The organism is Lysinibacillus sp. FSL M8-0134 (genome assembly GCF_038069745.1).
In the GTDB taxonomy this organism is placed as follows: domain Bacteria; phylum Bacillota; class Bacilli; order Bacillales_A; family Planococcaceae; genus Lysinibacillus; species Lysinibacillus irui.
The window spans coordinates 2,007,748-2,022,589 of the sequence record NZ_JBBPAJ010000001.1; the positions used below are offsets into that span (position 1 = coordinate 2,007,748).

The window sequence follows — 14,842 nt, forward strand, 5'->3', positions numbered from 1 at the left end:
ACAATTCCTTAATCACATAAAACGCCTCCTTTAACTATTATTACCATTTAAAGTAACACACTTTAATACGTGTATCAACATCATTTCATTTCTTTGTTTATTTTTTTCGCTATGCATTTAATCGCATTTCAATACGCAGGACGCATACAAATAACCTACAACATACCTTTTTGGTGGGGCAATGACTAGGGGATACAAACTCGTTTATGACGAGCGTTATTTTGTGCGTAAATATTGATATATCAACGTTTATTGTAGCTCTAAGCTCTTATTCTTAAAAATTTTAAAAAGGATATGATAATTTCCCATGTGAGCTTGCTCAAAAAGAAATAATGATTGAAGCTGAAGGGGGATAATGAAGAAATCAGTCGCTTGGTGCTAGAATGTGGTATCGAACTTGTCATTTCTTGCGCTTACCCGGGAAATTATTTTATTTCCTAACTGGAGCTACTAATAAAGAAAAATAGCTACCTGTTAAGGCAGCCATTACTTATTTTGCTACATTGCCCATCGCAATAGAAATTCGATTCCAGCTATTAATTTGATTAATCAAGATAACTAGATCGACATACGTTTTTTCATCAAAATGCTTACGAACACGTTCATATAAAACATCAGGAACTCGTTTTTCTGGAATAAGTGTAATATGTTCCGTTAATTCTAATGCTACTTTTTCAGCTTCTGAATAAAATGTACATTCTCTCCAAGCACTAATACAGTATAAACGTTGTTCCGTTTCTCCCATCTTTTTAGCATCAGCAGTGTGCATGTTGATGCAATAGGCACAACCATTAATTTGAGAGGCTCTAATTTTAATGAGTTCACGAAGTTTTCTTTCGATAGCACTTTTCTTCGTGTATTTTTCCATTTCCATCATGATCTTCATAGCATCCGGTGCAATTTCATAGTAATTTATACGTTGTGTCATTGTGAATCCCTCCATTATTTATTAGCTAATTCAATTGACTTTGTTAACTACCTATCTAAAACAACCTCTCTATATAGATTAATTTAATTAACTACTTCATGATCCTATTTATTTTTTTATCAGTTTGTAGAAATTGTCTCATAGAAGTCTTTGAATCCACTTTGAGGTGTGCTTGAGCAGAGTAGTTACTACATAAAAATCCTCCCATATAATAAAGATTGAATTAATCGTCGATTAAATTAATCGTTGATTAACTTTGTCTACAATATACGCTTTTAACTATCTTTTGTCAAACTGATTCATTTATGTATTTCTAAAATGTGTTACTATCATGGTAAGGATAATGTTTTAAGTAGGTGAAGTAATGAAATATAGTGTTATGGTTGAATATGCACTACATAGTCTTGTTTATTTAATCGATGTACCACCAAATGAAAGTATTGGCATAAAAGATTTATCTGAATTTCAAGGATTATCAGAGACCTATCTTTCAAAAGTTTTAGGGAAGTTGTCCAAGGAAGGAATTGTAAGTTCCGTATCTGGAGTAAAAGGAGGGTATCGACTCAATAAAAAACCACAAGATATTTCATTTTGGGATGTTGTGCGTGCCGTAGAAGGTGAAGATCCGATATTTCAGTGTAAGAATATTAAAGCGAATTTTGCTTATCAAAAAACAAACGAACAGTGTGAATCCTGTACAGGTCAATCGAATTGCACGATTAATAGTGTAATGCTAGAAGCTGAAGAACAAATGCGTAATTATTTAAGAAGTAAAACAATAGCTTGGTTAGAAGAGGAACTACAACGGACATTACCGGGAAAGCAACTAGAAGAAGCAAAAAACTTCTTTAAAAAAGGGAATAAATAACTTCAGAAGGAAAAAACAAACCAGCTAAGTGGTAGTCAAGAAGGATGCGAAACACTCGTTTACATAGCGAGTGTTTTTTTGTTTAAGTTATTTTTACACGAGGAGGGGAGATAGGTAAAGCTTGTACTCCAACAACCATCATTTTTTTCAAGGATGAAAGGCTAGAGCATATTAGTAGTCTGAGAGATGTGATAAGTACAGTTAAAGGGAGGGTCACTCGTCCGAAAGTGACCCTAAGCACCAAAATAAAAATCTTGAACCTATTAAAGCTTTTGATTGTTTATTAAAAATTAATCATTAAGTTTCTGTAACTAATTCTACCGCTTCCACTACTAATGGAGTTCCAGCTGTGATTGTACCTGTAACACCGTTAAAAGTTAACTCTGTTGCAGAAACAGTATAAGAATCACCTTCCTGCAATACTCCATTAATATAGAAATTATAGTAGCCGTTCGCTACTACTGGGAAAGCAGTAGCGGCATTGCCACTATCATCTAGAAAGGCAGTTGCAGCAATAGTTGTACCGTCTGTGACAGCTAAATCTGCTGCTAAAACATTAAAGAATCTAGTCGAAGTGCCTGTAACATTCACATGAATATTGATAATTGAAAGTGCCATTTTTTCACCTCCTTTCAAGAGAAAAAGTTTAGTATAAAGGGATTTCCCTACATTTGTTGGAAACCTAATGATTCTATAATGATTGGAGTTCCAGTAAATATTGTTGTATTAAATGGGTTAAGGGTTAATGAATCTGGGGCTACTTCGTATGCACCGCCCTCTTGCATGACCGCATTTATATAAAGATTAACGTAGCCGTTAGGCTTAAAAAGTGTAAATTCGGTTACTGGATCGCCATTATCATCTGTAAATAAATTAGCAGCAAGTGTTGCTCCGTTTGTTAAATCAATAGCCTCTGTAACAATATAGAAATATCTATTTATTATTGGAATAATTGTTCCTTCAGGGATAACAACTGGAGGAGGTTGAATAGTATCTATATCAATAGCTTTTATACGGGGCCAAAAAACTCGATTATTTTCACAACCACTGTCGTCAATCAAATTTTGCGGGTCCAATTTTCTATTCATTTTTCTCACCTCCCTTTTTAATATCTTTTGACCCCACTAGTTAAAGGCATCTGCAACAAGAAAGATTTGCAAAATAGTATTTCCTGTATCATTTTTATCTTATGAATGAAAATTGGAAGATGATTTGGCAGTTTGTCTATTAAAGAGAATTAAATAATTTAGAATAGGTTTATGTGTAACTAAAATGATAATGAATTTTCAAAAGAAGGATAGGTCATGAGAAACTCGATAAATTGAGGGCAATGAAGAGCAACAATAGAAGTACATCAAATACATTGAAAGTTTTTAATGAAGGTGGTTAAGGGTAAATGTTACTGATAAAGAGAAAGAGGGGCATTGGTTCTTCTCTAGCCATTGAAGCAGTATACTTCCATAAGAAGAATGTATTTTGGAAGAATTTATCGTTTTCCTAATGTTTTGAAGTGGACGTGTAGGGAACTAAGGATATATGCGACATTTAGGAGATAGTATTCTATAATCCTTCTTCAATCCAAATGATGGGAGAGATAATATGGAAAACGACTGGAACAAAGCTATAGGTTCTCTTTCTCAAATAAACGTTTTTTCAAATCCAAATAACGAGCCAGTTACTATAAGTGGTGAAGCGGATGATTTGAGGTGTATCGGTGTAGGGACAGATGCGGCTGTTTTTCAATATCTTTCCGCTCCAGCTTATGCATTTAAATTATATGCCAAGGACAAAGTACACAAGGTAAAAGTTGAAGCAAATGTTTACCGAATATTAGGAGATTCACCTTTCTTTTCAACATGTTTTGCATCATCCGACGAATACCTTGTTTTAAGTTATGAAAAAGGAAAAACGCTATTTGACTGCATTCTACAAGGTATTCATATTCCTGAACAGGTTGTAAATGAAGTGGAGGCTGCAAGAGATTATGTCCGGATGAAGGGCCTTAACCCTCGTGATATTCATTTAAAAAATATTTTATTACAAAATGGCAGAATTAAAATAATTGATGTCTCTGAATACACCCAAACAGGCAATGATTGTCGATGGGAGCATTTAAAAAAAGGATATGAGCAATACTATCATCTAATAGACGGAAATTCTGTGCCGTTCTGGTTAGTAGAAACGATTCGAAAGTGGTATAACCTGCGGGGAAAAAATACTTCATATGAAGAGTTTACAAAAAATATTTTAAAACTATTGTATAAAAAATAATTGACTACTAGATGGTTTCATATTTTGAAGCGCTACTCACACCGGGTAGCGTATTTCTATTAGGAAAAGAGACTAACAACATCAACAATTCATAAAACTGTAAATACATCATTGGCATTACCTGTTATATATTTTATACATATAATTACATAAAAAAAGCCGTAGCGTTTGTAGACGCTACAGCTCTCGAAATTTCAAGCTTCTTGGTGGCAAGTTTGTATATAGAAAATGTAAAGCAAGGATGATGGACCCTTGCCTTACATCATTTTCACTATGATGAATAATAATAATTTTACTTAGGCAAGCAGCGAAGATTATAAGATAATTAATTTAAAGCCTTCCCACAGAAAATCGACTCCAACTTTATCTGGTGAAAATATTAATTAATGAAATTTTGAGGAATACATTCATGAACACCAGAATTTCTCAATGAGTTAAATAAAGCTGCACCGATTCTTAACATAACAAAGTTATCAGTGCCATTTTCTAATTCATATATCACAAAGTAAGAATTATCGACTGTAAAAATACATTTTCGTTCTAATTCAAATCCAGGTGGTACAGGAGGAAGATTAAAACGTGGTACAACTACAGGTGTATCTCCTTCATCTCTTATAAAATTGAAAGTTTGTTCGTCAATTTCATAGATATTAACTGGATCAATCTCCACACCTTTTTCTGGAATTGTGATTTCGTCTTCAACTAATAGGAAAAAGCGTTCGTTTCGAAAATTGAAAATGCCTCTCGCTCCAATTTCAAATGTTGCCATTTTATATTCACCTCCTCTCTTATAAATAAATTATTCATATCGAATACAGTTATATAGACAATAAGGAAGGTGGAGTGAAAAATATGTTCAATACAGATATTAGCCATTATAATACTAGACCGATGTCTATCCTATAAGACGTATATGAATAAAGTAACGATAAAAGGGTCACCCGGGATAGTGGTGACCCTAAGTAAAAATTCGGGAGGTCTCAAGTTAAACCAGTTTAGCTTAACACTATTATTTATATGCTAAGTACACTTGGGATTTATAGTTTATTGCCCTTTGATAATAAATGGTCAAGTAATCACACCTTTAAATGCATCTGATGTTCTTACTTTAAGAAATATTGATACAGCCCAAAACCTTTATTCAATGGAAATGTAGGCATTCCGGCTGTTATCAGCACGTCTATTGTTATTTTAAGATTAGTGTAAGGGTTTTATAGTAGATCTAGAGTATGGGTCTAGAAGAGGTAAAGCTCAATTATTTTAGATTAAAACTTCTCGACGTATTTACCAAAATAAAAGAGGTATCTATTTTAATCCTCATTAGATATACCATGTAATTGTAAAGCTATTATAAGTTGCTTAAAGTTATTTAAGTTGATGTCGTTTCAGTAGGTGGTAAGCAAGATTATGTGATCAAAACACTTGATTTACGAGGAAATACAGAATAATATTGGAATATTTGGATAGGTATGAAACAATGGACGGGAATATCGTTAATGTATTAAACGAGATTATTTTGGGAGTGTAGAATGGATCATAAGTTAATGTCTAAATATTTATCGTATATAGTTTATTTTGTAATAGGACTTATTTTAACTTATTGTATGCAATGGGTAACAGTGCTTTTTATGGGCAGTGTAAGGTTTACAGCTGCAGATAGTTATCCAGGAGATTTGAGTACTCTTTCTTTAGTTGTATGGAGTTTTTTGTTTTCAATAAGTCATTTTGTAGTTTTGACAATATTTTCTTTTTTATATAAATTTCTAGTATCTGTTTTTAAAATTAAGTTTCAAACCAAAATTGCGTTGATGTTTCATGCTTTTGTTACAGGCTGTTTAATAATGTATTTTATAAATGTTTTTTTACACTAAGTATCCTCTTTGGTGGATGCTTTTTAGTTGTGTCAAAAAGGATGTAAAGGACCAATATACGAATGGGATTCGATCATGAAGAAACGACGATAAATGTACTTCAAAGGATTGTGCATACTTTTAATAGGAGTTCCTTGGAAACAAAAAAACCGGCAGTGGTTGCCGGTTGTGGAGCTATTGATTATTTGTATTATTTTCGTTTGCAAAACGACCAGAAGCAAATTTTTTGTTCGCTTCCGCTTGTTGGATTTGTTGTCTGATTTGATTTACATCAGTTTCTCTCCCAAATTCAACGTTCATGGAATTCATTGCATTTCTTGAACCAGAAGCTTGTTGTTTGTTCGCTTCCGCTTGTTGGATTTGTTGTCGAACCTGATTCACATCAGTTTCACTACCAAATTCAACGTTCATGGAATTCATTGCATTTCTTGAACCAGAAGCTTGTTGTTTGTTCGCTTCCGCTTGTTGGATTTGTTGTCGAACCTGATTCACATCAGTTTCACTACCAAATTCAACGTTCATGGAATTCATTGCATTCCTTGAACCAGAAGCTTGTTGTTTCTTCGCTTCCGCTTGTTGAATTTGTTGTCTAACTTGGTTCACATCAGTCTCATTCCCGAATTCAACATTCATTGAATTCATTGCATTTGGCGTTGCATTAGGAATTTTAGAGCTGAAGTTTTGGTTGTTGTTATTATTTTTTGCCATTGAAAATCACCTCCTGAAAATTAGTTTGACCAGAAGGTGCTTTAGTATCCGTAAATTTTAAAAAAACTTGGTCGAAGTAAATGGCAGGTAGATTTCTTCTAAATGACTACCTCATATGGAAAATTAACAAAACTTACAGTGAGGAAGCGATTTTTATGAAATTTGGAAGGAAAATAGCTTCAAATTTGTTGATCATTTATTTTTTCGTTTTTTTTAGCATATCGACTATCTTTTCATTCTCATCTACATTCAATTATATAGTTTGTGGCATAGGGATGATTATGGCAATTATTCTACATATGTATTTTAAATGTACTAATCAAAATAATTAATTCCTAATTAAATGATGAAATGAGGGAAGGTATGATAGATCAATTAAAACTTACATACATAGACGATGTTGAGAAATACAGTTTTACTAGTATAATTGGAATAGGTTTGGAGATTGGAGAAATGTATGAAAGATCGTAAACAAGTAGTCATCGAATCAACAATACAGTTATTTACGGAAAAAGGTTATCAACATACCTCTGTGCAAGATATTTTAGATAGAGCCAATATTTCAAAAGGGACATTTTATAATTATTTTTCATCAAAGAATGAATGCTTGAAGGCCGTTTTAGAACAAAATCGGCGAGAGAGGGATGTTTTAAAAGAGGAAATTCTTGTTGGACAGAAAATGAATGATGTCGAAATTTTGGTTGATCAGTTAATGGCTTCATTAAGAATTAAGGAAAAATATAATTTAATGCCATTATTTCGTGAAATCTCTTTTTTACATGATGAAGAGTTACAAAAAATTCTTGCGGATCATCGTTTCCATGAAATCACATGGTTAAAAAATAGATTGTATGATATTTATGGCGAGGACGGAAAGCCTTATTACTATGAATGTGCCGTGATATTTTTCGGTACATTTCAATACTTGTCTTTTTACTGGAATTTAGCAACGAATACGACGATCGATATCAAAAAGGTAATCTGTAGATCATTAAGATATGTAGAAAATTTCCTTCCAGAGATGATAGCATGTGGTGAGGTTTTTTTAGATCCAAAAGATATGTATTTGATCGAAAGTGAATTCGAAACCAAGATGGTAACGAAAGACATGATACTAGAGAAATTGGGGAAGTTTGATAAAAACATGTCGACTGTCGAGCTTCCCCAACAATCCATCGAACTAACTTCTTTGCTTTTAGAAGAAATGGGTCGGGAAAAGCCTAGGATTAGTGTGTTAGAAATTATGCTAAAACCATTTCGTAACGCTTTTACTGACACAATCTATACTGTCGAGGCTGAAGAGATAGCCAATATTTTTTGGCTCTATATAAAAATGCAAAAAAATAGATCGTGATGAAAGTTGAATGCACTTAAAACAATAAGAGTCGCTTAGAATCAATAAGTATTATTTGATTTTCTTCATTTTAGGATGTCTAATGTGGGGAGTCATAAGGCTTCTTTATTCAGTTGAGATTAAGTGTAGAGAATGGCTGGTTACCAGTGATAGCTATATATATGATCCTATTTGTGCTTTATCACAATAAATTACAATTTACAGGATTTTATGAAGGTCCAAACCAGCAAAAGCTACCACATTCAATATCAGTCACTTTCCTTATGACTTTTCCTGCATTATTTATCGCTACACGCATAGTTGAACCTATGACCATACAAAAGGCAGAAATGTTGCATGCACAACATTTCTGCCTTTATTAATTCGCTATTTTTGTGTAATACGTTCGAAAAATTCGTGAGTTCTGTCCATATCTGTGACATGCTCATTACATGTTTTACTATCGGCGCAAATGTAATTACTATGGTTGGTAAATGTGCCTACCACTTGGCCTTTAATGGACGTTGTAAATAAGCCGACATCTGAATGACGATTACAGATGGCGCATATACCACGCACAGTGTTGTTGGCAAATATGCCCTTAATGCCTTTTAGCTGTCCATTTTGTTCAAGAACAACATATTTACGATGTGTTCCTGGATCATCCCAAGCAAGATAGCAAATTTGTTGAAAATCCAGTTCTTCTAAATTTGGTAACTTTAGCTTTTTTTCTTTTTTAAATAGAGCCTTGAGCGTGCTGGCTGTCACTGGCTTGAACGGGATGACATATGGTTTTAATTGTTCTAAAAATGCATCTCCCTGCGCACGATCTGTCACAGCAAATAGCTGTTCAATTAATTTTAATTCCTCGGCGGAAAGCTCTAATTTAGTTGTAATTTCAGTATCAACAAGCCCACGTACGGCAAGAATAACATTTTTATCCTTTGTTGTCGTAAGGGCATGTAAAATTTTATTTAACTGTTGTTCTAGTAAATGATAATTTGCGACCGTTAAAAACGGCTGAATTGTTTGGTTTTCCATTTGAAATCTCTCCTGATTCTTAGGCTATTTTGTTAATCTATGGCCTAAAGAGATCATTCAATTTTATGTTATTCGTATAACTTAAACTAGACCTCTTTGACCTAAAGAAGTCGTTCTAGAGCAAGCATTACAAGTGAATGCATTCATGTCGATTCCTCCTTAAAAGAAAACTATCATTATTATAACATCTTTTGACATTTTGATAAATGATAAAGTTCGAATTATTTTCTGAATTGTTCGATATACAAAAAAATTGGTATAATAGCATGAATTGGTTATAGAAGGGAGCGTTTTTTATGAAACAGACTACAAATCGTACAATAACAAAGGCTTGGAGAATTTATCAATTGTAGGAGGCACTATGATATTAAATAAACAGGGATTCGATTTATGGGCGGATGATTATGATCAAACCGTTCAACTAAGTGAGGAAAACAATCAATATCCATTTGCAGGCTATAAGGCGATATTAAATAAAATTTTTAACGAAGTAATGGACGTTCCAGCTTCGACTGTTTTAGATATAGACTTTGGAACAGGCATTTTAACAGCCAAGCTTTATGAGCATGGCCATAAGATCAATGGCTTCGATTTTTCTTCTAACATGATAGCTATTGCGAAAGAAAAAATGCCACAGGCTAATTTAATCGAGTGGGATTTAACGAAAGGGTTACCTACCGTGCTGTTGCAGCAGTCATATGATGCCATTATTAGTACCTATGCGCTCCATCATTTTACAGATGAGCAAAAGGTGTCGTATATTACCCAATTATTAGAGCATCTAAAGCCCAATGGTAAAATGTTAATTGGCGATGTTGCCTTTAACACAAGGGAGCAGCTAGAACAATGTCGACTGGATAGCAAAGGCTATTGGGATGATGATGAATTTTATTTTGTCCACGAGGAGCTACAAGCTTTATTGCAGGATAGTTGTCAGCTAACATTTGATCCGATATCACACTGTGGTGGAGTTTTTGTCATCACAAACCATATTAAGGACAATAGTTAAATGCTGATTACAGATGCACTGTATGGATCATTCGAAATTGATGGTGTGCTAGAAGAACTTATTTTAAGCGAGCGAGTGCAAAGATTAAAAGGAATTCATCAGGCTGGAGCGAGCTTTCTAGTCAACAGCAAGTGGAATATTTCGAGATTTGAGCATTCGATAGGTGTTATGCTACTGATCAAAAAGTTTGGGGGATCAGTGGAGGAGCAAATTGCGGGCCTATTACATGATGTCTCACATACTGCATTTTCTCATGTCGTGGATGTTGTCCTTGATAATGAAGCGGAAGATTATCATGAAATGATATGGTTGGATGTCATCAAGCAATCGACAATCCCTGCAATAATTAAAAAACATGGCTACGATGCAGAGAATATTTTACTTAATCCATTAAGATGGCTAATACTAGAGCAACCAGCTCCAGCATTGTGTGCGGATCGTGTAGATTATACATTAAGAGATATGTATTTTTACGGCCAAGTCTCAATTCAAGATATCCACCAATTTTTACAGGATGTATTCATTTATCAAGGGAAAATGTGTGTGACAACAATTAGAAGTGCAGAGTGGTTTGTAAAAACTTATTATCAGGAAGTGTTAGACTTTTTCCTGCATCCTTTAAATATTTATGCTACTCGTAAGTTAGCACAAGTTATTAAATTATCGCTAGACAAACAAATTCTAACACTAGGGGATCTCCAAAAAACGGATGACGACGTATTGATGTATATGAAAGCTTCGCATGATCAAGCCGTTCAAGCTCTTTTACAGCAGCTCCATGAACATGTTGAAGTATGCGAGAATCAAGAGAGTTTTGATTTTCATTTTCGGAATAAGGTACGTTTAATTGATCCATTTGTTTATCACGAGCAGCAATTATGGAAGGCAAGCGAACTATCAGACAATGTAAAATATATGAATACCCAAGCGATTGACAGGTTTAAGAAGGGTGTTTATGTGAAGATTATAAACAGGTAGACGAATTTTCGATCTACTAAAAAAGGGGCTGTCATATGGCAGCTCCTTTTTCAACTTTTAAGCGAACATCGATAGTATATATTTGCCAGATAGCATAAATACGGCATAGACAGCGAGTGCGCTCATGACCGAAATACTTGGCTTCAACCAATTCGTTAATAAAAAGACAAGTACGGTAAATAACAGCATACCGACCGCGCCAAATACTGTATTTTGTAAGACGGTATGAAAGGTATCTTCTTTCATATTTTTCATTTGCATCCCCATATTGATGAGCGTCAGAATCGGTAATGCGGTAATAATGCCTGACAAAAATAAGTATTTTGATTGGCTAAGTAGCAGCGCCAGTACCATGATTGTGCCACCAACTAGAAAATAGAGAAAGTATAACATTGGATGCCCTCGATTAAATTCAGAATAGGGTAATAATAATGTAGAAAGTTGATGATGACAAGTACCTATTTCACATCGTTAGCAAGATACGCAGAAAGATAGATGATTATGAAAAATAGATAGAAATTTTAAGAAGGTTGTTGGGGAACTGTCTGAAAATAAAAACTTTAAGGATGTCTCTTTCGTTATGTCGTATTATACGATATAATCGTGTGGAACGATATAAAGGAGTCTAGACGATGATTAAAGATATAAATGACTATTTTACAACGATTTTCTATCATCTACATACAACACATGAGGATGTCATTTCCCATCAAAGCGTCCGTATTTTACAGATGATTCAAAAGGAAGCGGAAGTAACAGTACGTGATATTGCTGGATTACTAAATATTTCTCCCAATACAGCGTCAGAGCATATTAAAAAGCTGGAGCGCCATGGCTGGGTGACAAAGGAGCGGGCGAGCGATGATCAACGGAAAGTTATTCTTCATTTAACCCCAGAAGGGCTACAGGTGCTGAAGAAAAACTCCGAATTAGATGAGGACAAGCTACAGCAGGCACTTCTTCAGCTAACTGAACAGGAACAGCAAGCTATCCTACAGGCATTTAGACGCCTAAGTGAGGTGGCGAAATAATGTATACATTTTTTAAAATTCTTAGCTCGGCGGCGATTATTGGTGTTGTAACCGAGGTAGCACGAAGATTTCCAACCTATGGTGGCATTATTGCCGCATTGCCGTTGGTGAGTATTTTAAGTATTATTTGGCTGACGGTGCAAAGTGAGTCGAGCGAGCATATTCAGCGTTTTACCGTAGGAGTCATCGTTGGCCTGCCAGCAACAATGTGCATGCTTTTTGTGATATACATGGCGATGAAATCCTCAATGCATATCGTCCTTGCTATTGGTCTAGGTGTGCTGTCATGGGCAGTGTTCCTAGGCATTCAAAAGGCGATTGCAGGTGTTTTTCATATTTCGATTTAAAAAAGGGGTTCTAAACATGACATTGACAAAAATTCACCAATTACCTCAACATGAGGTGCTTCATTTTTTTGAGGAACATTGGGGCAGTACAGAAATGGTCATTTCCAGTGGGATATATGACTGCAGTCAATTAGAAGGCTTTGCATTTTTGGATGAGCAGCGAGCGATCATTGGATTGATTACCTATATCATGCGCGAAGAGGACTGTGAAATTATATCATTGGATAGTACAGTTGAGGGGAGAGGCATTGGTTCAGCGCTTGTAAAAGCTGTAGAGCAAGAAGCTGTTGGACAAGGTTGTACAAGCATTTCCCTTATCACAACGAACGATAACTTACATGCCTTGAAATTTTATCAAAAACGAGGCTATTATTTACTCGAAATATTGCGCAATGCAGTCGAACAGGCGAGAGCCTATAAGCCTTCTATCCCTTTCATTGGTAATGATGGTATCCCGATACGAGATGAAATACGTTTACAAAAACAACTTGACTATCAATAGGTCAGGTTGTTTTTGTTATACTGATGAAAGAGAAAGAGAGGGAAAGTATGAAAAAATTACTATTTATTTTTGTATTGAGTGTACTTGTGGTCGGTGCCGTTTTTATGATTTATCTCAAAGGTAATCCGCCACTTGTCATTCAAAGCTATACAAGCAAACAGGACAATGAGGCAGTCAAAATAATAGCGCTTGAAAATAAAGGGCTACGTGAAATTAAACTCAAACAACTTCTTGTGAACGATAAGCTCCCAGACAGCGTAGAGCTTGTCATTAGTAAGTCCGAACCATTTGAGGTAGAAACAAAACTAGAGGGAAATAGCCAAATGTCTTTTCATAAATTATCACAGCGCATAATTTTACCAAGTCGATACATAGATCAACAAGCGATTGGCAAGCAGCCCCAGCATTATGCTGTTCAAGTTCAAGCTTCTGACATTAAGAAAGTAACGATTCACTATGAGTATTTAAAAATACCTTTTACACTAACAGCCGAGCTTCAAGCGGGGAAATAAGGATAAGCGAAGCAAATTTTGTCTTATCCTTTATGCCCGTGTCTATTTCTAAGATTGTTTGATGAAAAGCACCTATCTCTCCTAAATCATGGTAATATTTTAGTAACAGCAATCTTGATACTAGGAGGGACCTAATGGCATTTATCATTTTTGGTATAGTACTATTTATCTGTATTATCACTGTGACGTTAGTGTTAATGAAAAAGCTTTCGAACAATGATATTATGCTTGACGTGACAGCCACTTGTAATGGGAGAAATGAAGACAATCAAACGATAATGAAAATATATTTTATGTATTCAATTGGTCGGGTTGCCAGTCGAAGACGAGAAATAATAGGTAGTATTGAATGGTCTGAAGGTTGGTTGCCAGTTAGCTACAATTTAAAAGAGAACGGTGCTTATCATGAGGAGCGGCTTCTATTTGCAACAACTGAGCAATCCTATTGTACTTTTGACATCAATGCAGCAAAGGCAATTGATGAACAGGGGCGGGGAGAGGGCTATGTAGTTCTTGTGCTGGAAAGTCCGCCCCATTCTAATATATCGAGAGCGGGGGTTGTTCTCGCGGTCACAGCCAATATGGTCACATATCAATTATCTGACTCAACGAGCTGGCACAATGATGTTGTAGTCAATTAGCTTAGCTATCCAATGTCTTAGGGCAATGGAAAATACGTTGACGTATCCTTAAAAAAGACAACTAGCAGAAGATCTGAGGCTACTCAGAACGAACCATCGCTTGAGCATTTATGAAATTGGAGCCTTTATTCGAGTTATGGCAAAAATCTATGTTATTGCAAACTACCAAACTCTCATGGATACAAGCATCAACAAATGCTTTGCAGCGTGAATAGACAATTCATAACGTCTCCTACATATGTAGGGGACTTTTTGTGTTTCTATTGTTTGGCCGTAATAAATTTGCGATAATTTTTAAAGAGGTGGTTTAAACTTGAAAAAAAGTTATATTTGGGGTGTTCTTTTTGTAGCTGTAGTGTTGAGTATAGGTGTTGCGTTTTTTCGGATAAATGATAAAGAAACAGAGTCCATTGTTGAAGATGATGGGGAAGAATCACTTAAGGAAACGGATTTATCTTGGGTAGACGGTGTTCATGCCGCTATGCTTGATGATTGGCAAAGTGGAGATAAAACGTTTGATGAACGTTTAGTGCAAGAAGTGATGTTAGATATGACACACCAAAAGGTTGATACGCATGTAGAAGAAGGTACAATGGAGATAACAGCGGAACGAATTGATCATTTGATGCAGATAACAGAAGAAGAGGAAGCCGTCTTTTTTCATAATGAAACATATATTGATATATTAAAACGTTGGAAAGAAAATGATTTTTCAACAGTTGAGGATGACCATCAACTACTCCATTCTCTTTATGATCGATGATTTAATTACGCTAATACAGTTTTTGTCCTTATATAGAGG

19 protein-coding genes are annotated in these 14,842 nt (G+C 35.0%); 12 read left to right on the plus strand and 7 right to left on the minus strand.

Annotated features, from left to right (window positions below; genetic code table 11):
- Window positions 1–490 precede the first annotated feature (490 nt).
- Window positions 491–928: a carboxymuconolactone decarboxylase family protein gene (locus tag MKY49_RS10095; RefSeq protein WP_341386131.1), complete on the minus strand. Its 438-nt coding sequence runs from the start codon at window positions 926–928 to the stop codon at window positions 491–493.
- Window positions 929–1,292: 364 nt separating this feature from the next.
- Here MKY49_RS10095 and MKY49_RS10100 point away from each other — a divergent pair, with 364 nt between their 5' ends.
- On the plus strand, window positions 1,293–1,796 hold the full coding sequence (locus tag MKY49_RS10100) for an Rrf2 family transcriptional regulator (protein ID WP_322610930.1): 504 nt from the start codon (window positions 1,293–1,295) through the stop codon (window positions 1,794–1,796).
- A 297-nt stretch (window positions 1,797–2,093) separates the two neighbouring features.
- Here MKY49_RS10100 and MKY49_RS10105 read toward each other — a convergent pair whose 3' ends face one another.
- Window positions 2,094–2,414 (minus strand): DUF4183 domain-containing protein, encoded by a 321-nt coding sequence (locus MKY49_RS10105; protein ID WP_341386132.1) that lies wholly within the window; start codon window positions 2,412–2,414, stop codon window positions 2,094–2,096.
- 47 nt (window positions 2,415–2,461) lie between these two features.
- Entirely contained in the window at window positions 2,462–2,884 is a 423-nt protein-coding gene (locus MKY49_RS10110) for a DUF4183 domain-containing protein (protein WP_341386133.1), read from the minus strand.
- A gap of 511 nt (window positions 2,885–3,395) precedes the next feature.
- On the opposite strand from MKY49_RS10110, the gene MKY49_RS10115 reads away from it, so the two are divergent.
- Window positions 3,396–4,067 carry a serine/threonine protein kinase gene (locus MKY49_RS10115; protein WP_341386134.1) on the plus strand — a complete coding sequence of 224 codons (672 nt, stop codon included), beginning with the start codon at window positions 3,396–3,398 and terminating at the stop codon, window positions 4,065–4,067.
- A gap of 379 nt (window positions 4,068–4,446) precedes the next feature.
- On the opposite strand, the gene MKY49_RS10120 is transcribed toward MKY49_RS10115, so the two are convergent.
- Entirely contained in the window at window positions 4,447–4,836 is a 390-nt protein-coding gene (locus MKY49_RS10120) for a spore coat protein (RefSeq protein WP_274796996.1), read from the minus strand.
- Between the two features lie 760 nt (window positions 4,837–5,596).
- Between MKY49_RS10120 and MKY49_RS10125 the strand changes: the two genes are divergently transcribed.
- Window positions 5,597–5,938 carry a hypothetical protein gene (locus tag MKY49_RS10125; RefSeq protein WP_322604996.1) on the plus strand — a complete coding sequence of 114 codons (342 nt, stop codon included), beginning with the start codon at window positions 5,597–5,599 and terminating at the stop codon, window positions 5,936–5,938.
- Window positions 5,939–6,112: 174 nt separating this feature from the next.
- Here MKY49_RS10125 and MKY49_RS10130 read toward each other — a convergent pair whose 3' ends face one another.
- Window positions 6,113–6,646, minus strand: a complete 534-nt coding sequence (locus MKY49_RS10130; RefSeq protein ID WP_341386135.1) for a gamma-type small acid-soluble spore protein — start codon at window positions 6,644–6,646, stop codon at window positions 6,113–6,115.
- Window positions 6,647–7,103: 457 nt separating this feature from the next.
- Between MKY49_RS10130 and MKY49_RS10135 the strand changes: the two genes are divergently transcribed.
- On the plus strand, window positions 7,104–8,000 hold the full coding sequence (locus MKY49_RS10135; RefSeq protein WP_274796998.1) for a TetR/AcrR family transcriptional regulator: 897 nt from the start codon (window positions 7,104–7,106) through the stop codon (window positions 7,998–8,000).
- A gap of 366 nt (window positions 8,001–8,366) precedes the next feature.
- Here the strand turns inward: MKY49_RS10135 and MKY49_RS10140 are convergent, their stop codons facing one another.
- Entirely contained in the window at window positions 8,367–9,020 is a 654-nt protein-coding gene (locus MKY49_RS10140; protein ID WP_274796999.1) for a FusB/FusC family EF-G-binding protein, read from the minus strand.
- Between the two features lie 361 nt (window positions 9,021–9,381).
- On the opposite strand from MKY49_RS10140, the gene MKY49_RS10145 reads away from it, so the two are divergent.
- Window positions 9,382–10,029: a class I SAM-dependent methyltransferase gene (locus MKY49_RS10145; RefSeq protein ID WP_341386136.1), complete on the plus strand. Its 648-nt coding sequence runs from the start codon at window positions 9,382–9,384 to the stop codon at window positions 10,027–10,029.
- The gene (locus MKY49_RS10150) at window positions 10,030–11,007 is read left to right on the plus strand and encodes an HD domain-containing protein (RefSeq protein ID WP_322604999.1); all 978 of its coding nucleotides are present in this window, start codon (window positions 10,030–10,032) and stop codon (window positions 11,005–11,007) included.
- Window positions 11,008–11,064: 57 nt separating this feature from the next.
- Here MKY49_RS10150 and MKY49_RS10155 read toward each other — a convergent pair whose 3' ends face one another.
- On the minus strand, window positions 11,065–11,400 hold the full coding sequence (locus MKY49_RS10155; protein WP_274797006.1) for a hypothetical protein: 336 nt from the start codon (window positions 11,398–11,400) through the stop codon (window positions 11,065–11,067).
- A gap of 239 nt (window positions 11,401–11,639) precedes the next feature.
- Here MKY49_RS10155 and MKY49_RS10160 point away from each other — a divergent pair, with 239 nt between their 5' ends.
- From MKY49_RS10160 to MKY49_RS10185, 6 genes are all read left to right on the plus strand, one after another.
- Entirely contained in the window at window positions 11,640–12,038 is a 399-nt protein-coding gene (locus MKY49_RS10160; RefSeq protein ID WP_274797007.1) for a MarR family winged helix-turn-helix transcriptional regulator, read from the plus strand.
- Window positions 12,038–12,385, plus strand: coding sequence for a DUF3147 family protein (locus MKY49_RS10165; RefSeq protein WP_205443261.1), 348 nt, complete (start codon window positions 12,038–12,040; stop codon window positions 12,383–12,385). The genes MKY49_RS10160 and MKY49_RS10165 overlap by 1 nt, the downstream gene beginning before the upstream one ends.
- 16 nt (window positions 12,386–12,401) lie before the next feature.
- Window positions 12,402–12,887, plus strand: a complete 486-nt coding sequence (locus MKY49_RS10170; protein ID WP_274797008.1) for a GNAT family N-acetyltransferase — start codon at window positions 12,402–12,404, stop codon at window positions 12,885–12,887.
- Window positions 12,888–12,934: 47 nt separating this feature from the next.
- On the plus strand, window positions 12,935–13,399 hold the full coding sequence (locus MKY49_RS10175) for a hypothetical protein (RefSeq protein ID WP_322605000.1): 465 nt from the start codon (window positions 12,935–12,937) through the stop codon (window positions 13,397–13,399).
- Window positions 13,400–13,533: 134 nt separating this feature from the next.
- On the plus strand, window positions 13,534–14,040 hold the full coding sequence (locus MKY49_RS10180; protein WP_341386139.1) for a hypothetical protein: 507 nt from the start codon (window positions 13,534–13,536) through the stop codon (window positions 14,038–14,040).
- 313 nt (window positions 14,041–14,353) lie between these two features.
- Window positions 14,354–14,803, plus strand: coding sequence for a DUF6241 domain-containing protein (locus MKY49_RS10185; RefSeq protein WP_341386140.1), 450 nt, complete (start codon window positions 14,354–14,356; stop codon window positions 14,801–14,803).
- Window positions 14,804–14,842 lie beyond the last annotated feature (39 nt).

What these genes read in the sequence shown, in the direction of transcription:
- MKY49_RS10140 (WP_274796999.1), bottom strand. Translation starts at nt 9,020, where the DNA reads ATGGAAAACCAAACAATTCAGCCGTTTTTAACGGTCGCAAATTATCAT.
- MKY49_RS10170 (WP_274797008.1), top strand. Translation starts at nt 12,402, where the DNA reads ATGACATTGACAAAAATTCACCAATTACCTCAACATGAGGTGCTTCAT.
- MKY49_RS10115 (WP_341386134.1), top strand. Translation starts at nt 3,396, where the DNA reads ATGGAAAACGACTGGAACAAAGCTATAGGTTCTCTTTCTCAAATAAAC.
- MKY49_RS10105 (WP_341386132.1), bottom strand. Translation starts at nt 2,414, where the DNA reads ATGGCACTTTCAATTATCAATATTCATGTGAATGTTACAGGCACTTCG.
- MKY49_RS10150 (WP_322604999.1), top strand. Translation starts at nt 10,030, where the DNA reads ATGCTGATTACAGATGCACTGTATGGATCATTCGAAATTGATGGTGTG.
- MKY49_RS10120 (WP_274796996.1), bottom strand. Translation starts at nt 4,836, where the DNA reads ATGGCAACATTTGAAATTGGAGCGAGAGGCATTTTCAATTTTCGAAAC.
- MKY49_RS10160 (WP_274797007.1), top strand. Translation starts at nt 11,640, where the DNA reads ATGATTAAAGATATAAATGACTATTTTACAACGATTTTCTATCATCTA.
- MKY49_RS10165 (WP_205443261.1), top strand. Translation starts at nt 12,038, where the DNA reads ATGTATACATTTTTTAAAATTCTTAGCTCGGCGGCGATTATTGGTGTT.
- MKY49_RS10130 (WP_341386135.1), bottom strand. Translation starts at nt 6,646, where the DNA reads ATGGCAAAAAATAATAACAACAACCAAAACTTCAGCTCTAAAATTCCT.
- MKY49_RS10095 (WP_341386131.1), bottom strand. Translation starts at nt 928, where the DNA reads ATGACACAACGTATAAATTACTATGAAATTGCACCGGATGCTATGAAG.
- MKY49_RS10155 (WP_274797006.1), bottom strand. Translation starts at nt 11,400, where the DNA reads ATGTTATACTTTCTCTATTTTCTAGTTGGTGGCACAATCATGGTACTG.
- MKY49_RS10175 (WP_322605000.1), top strand. Translation starts at nt 12,935, where the DNA reads ATGAAAAAATTACTATTTATTTTTGTATTGAGTGTACTTGTGGTCGGT.
- MKY49_RS10125 (WP_322604996.1), top strand. Translation starts at nt 5,597, where the DNA reads ATGGATCATAAGTTAATGTCTAAATATTTATCGTATATAGTTTATTTT.
- MKY49_RS10110 (WP_341386133.1), bottom strand. Translation starts at nt 2,884, where the DNA reads ATGAATAGAAAATTGGACCCGCAAAATTTGATTGACGACAGTGGTTGT.
- MKY49_RS10100 (WP_322610930.1), top strand. Translation starts at nt 1,293, where the DNA reads ATGAAATATAGTGTTATGGTTGAATATGCACTACATAGTCTTGTTTAT.
- MKY49_RS10180 (WP_341386139.1), top strand. Translation starts at nt 13,534, where the DNA reads ATGGCATTTATCATTTTTGGTATAGTACTATTTATCTGTATTATCACT.
- MKY49_RS10135 (WP_274796998.1), top strand. Translation starts at nt 7,104, where the DNA reads ATGAAAGATCGTAAACAAGTAGTCATCGAATCAACAATACAGTTATTT.
- MKY49_RS10145 (WP_341386136.1), top strand. Translation starts at nt 9,382, where the DNA reads ATGATATTAAATAAACAGGGATTCGATTTATGGGCGGATGATTATGAT.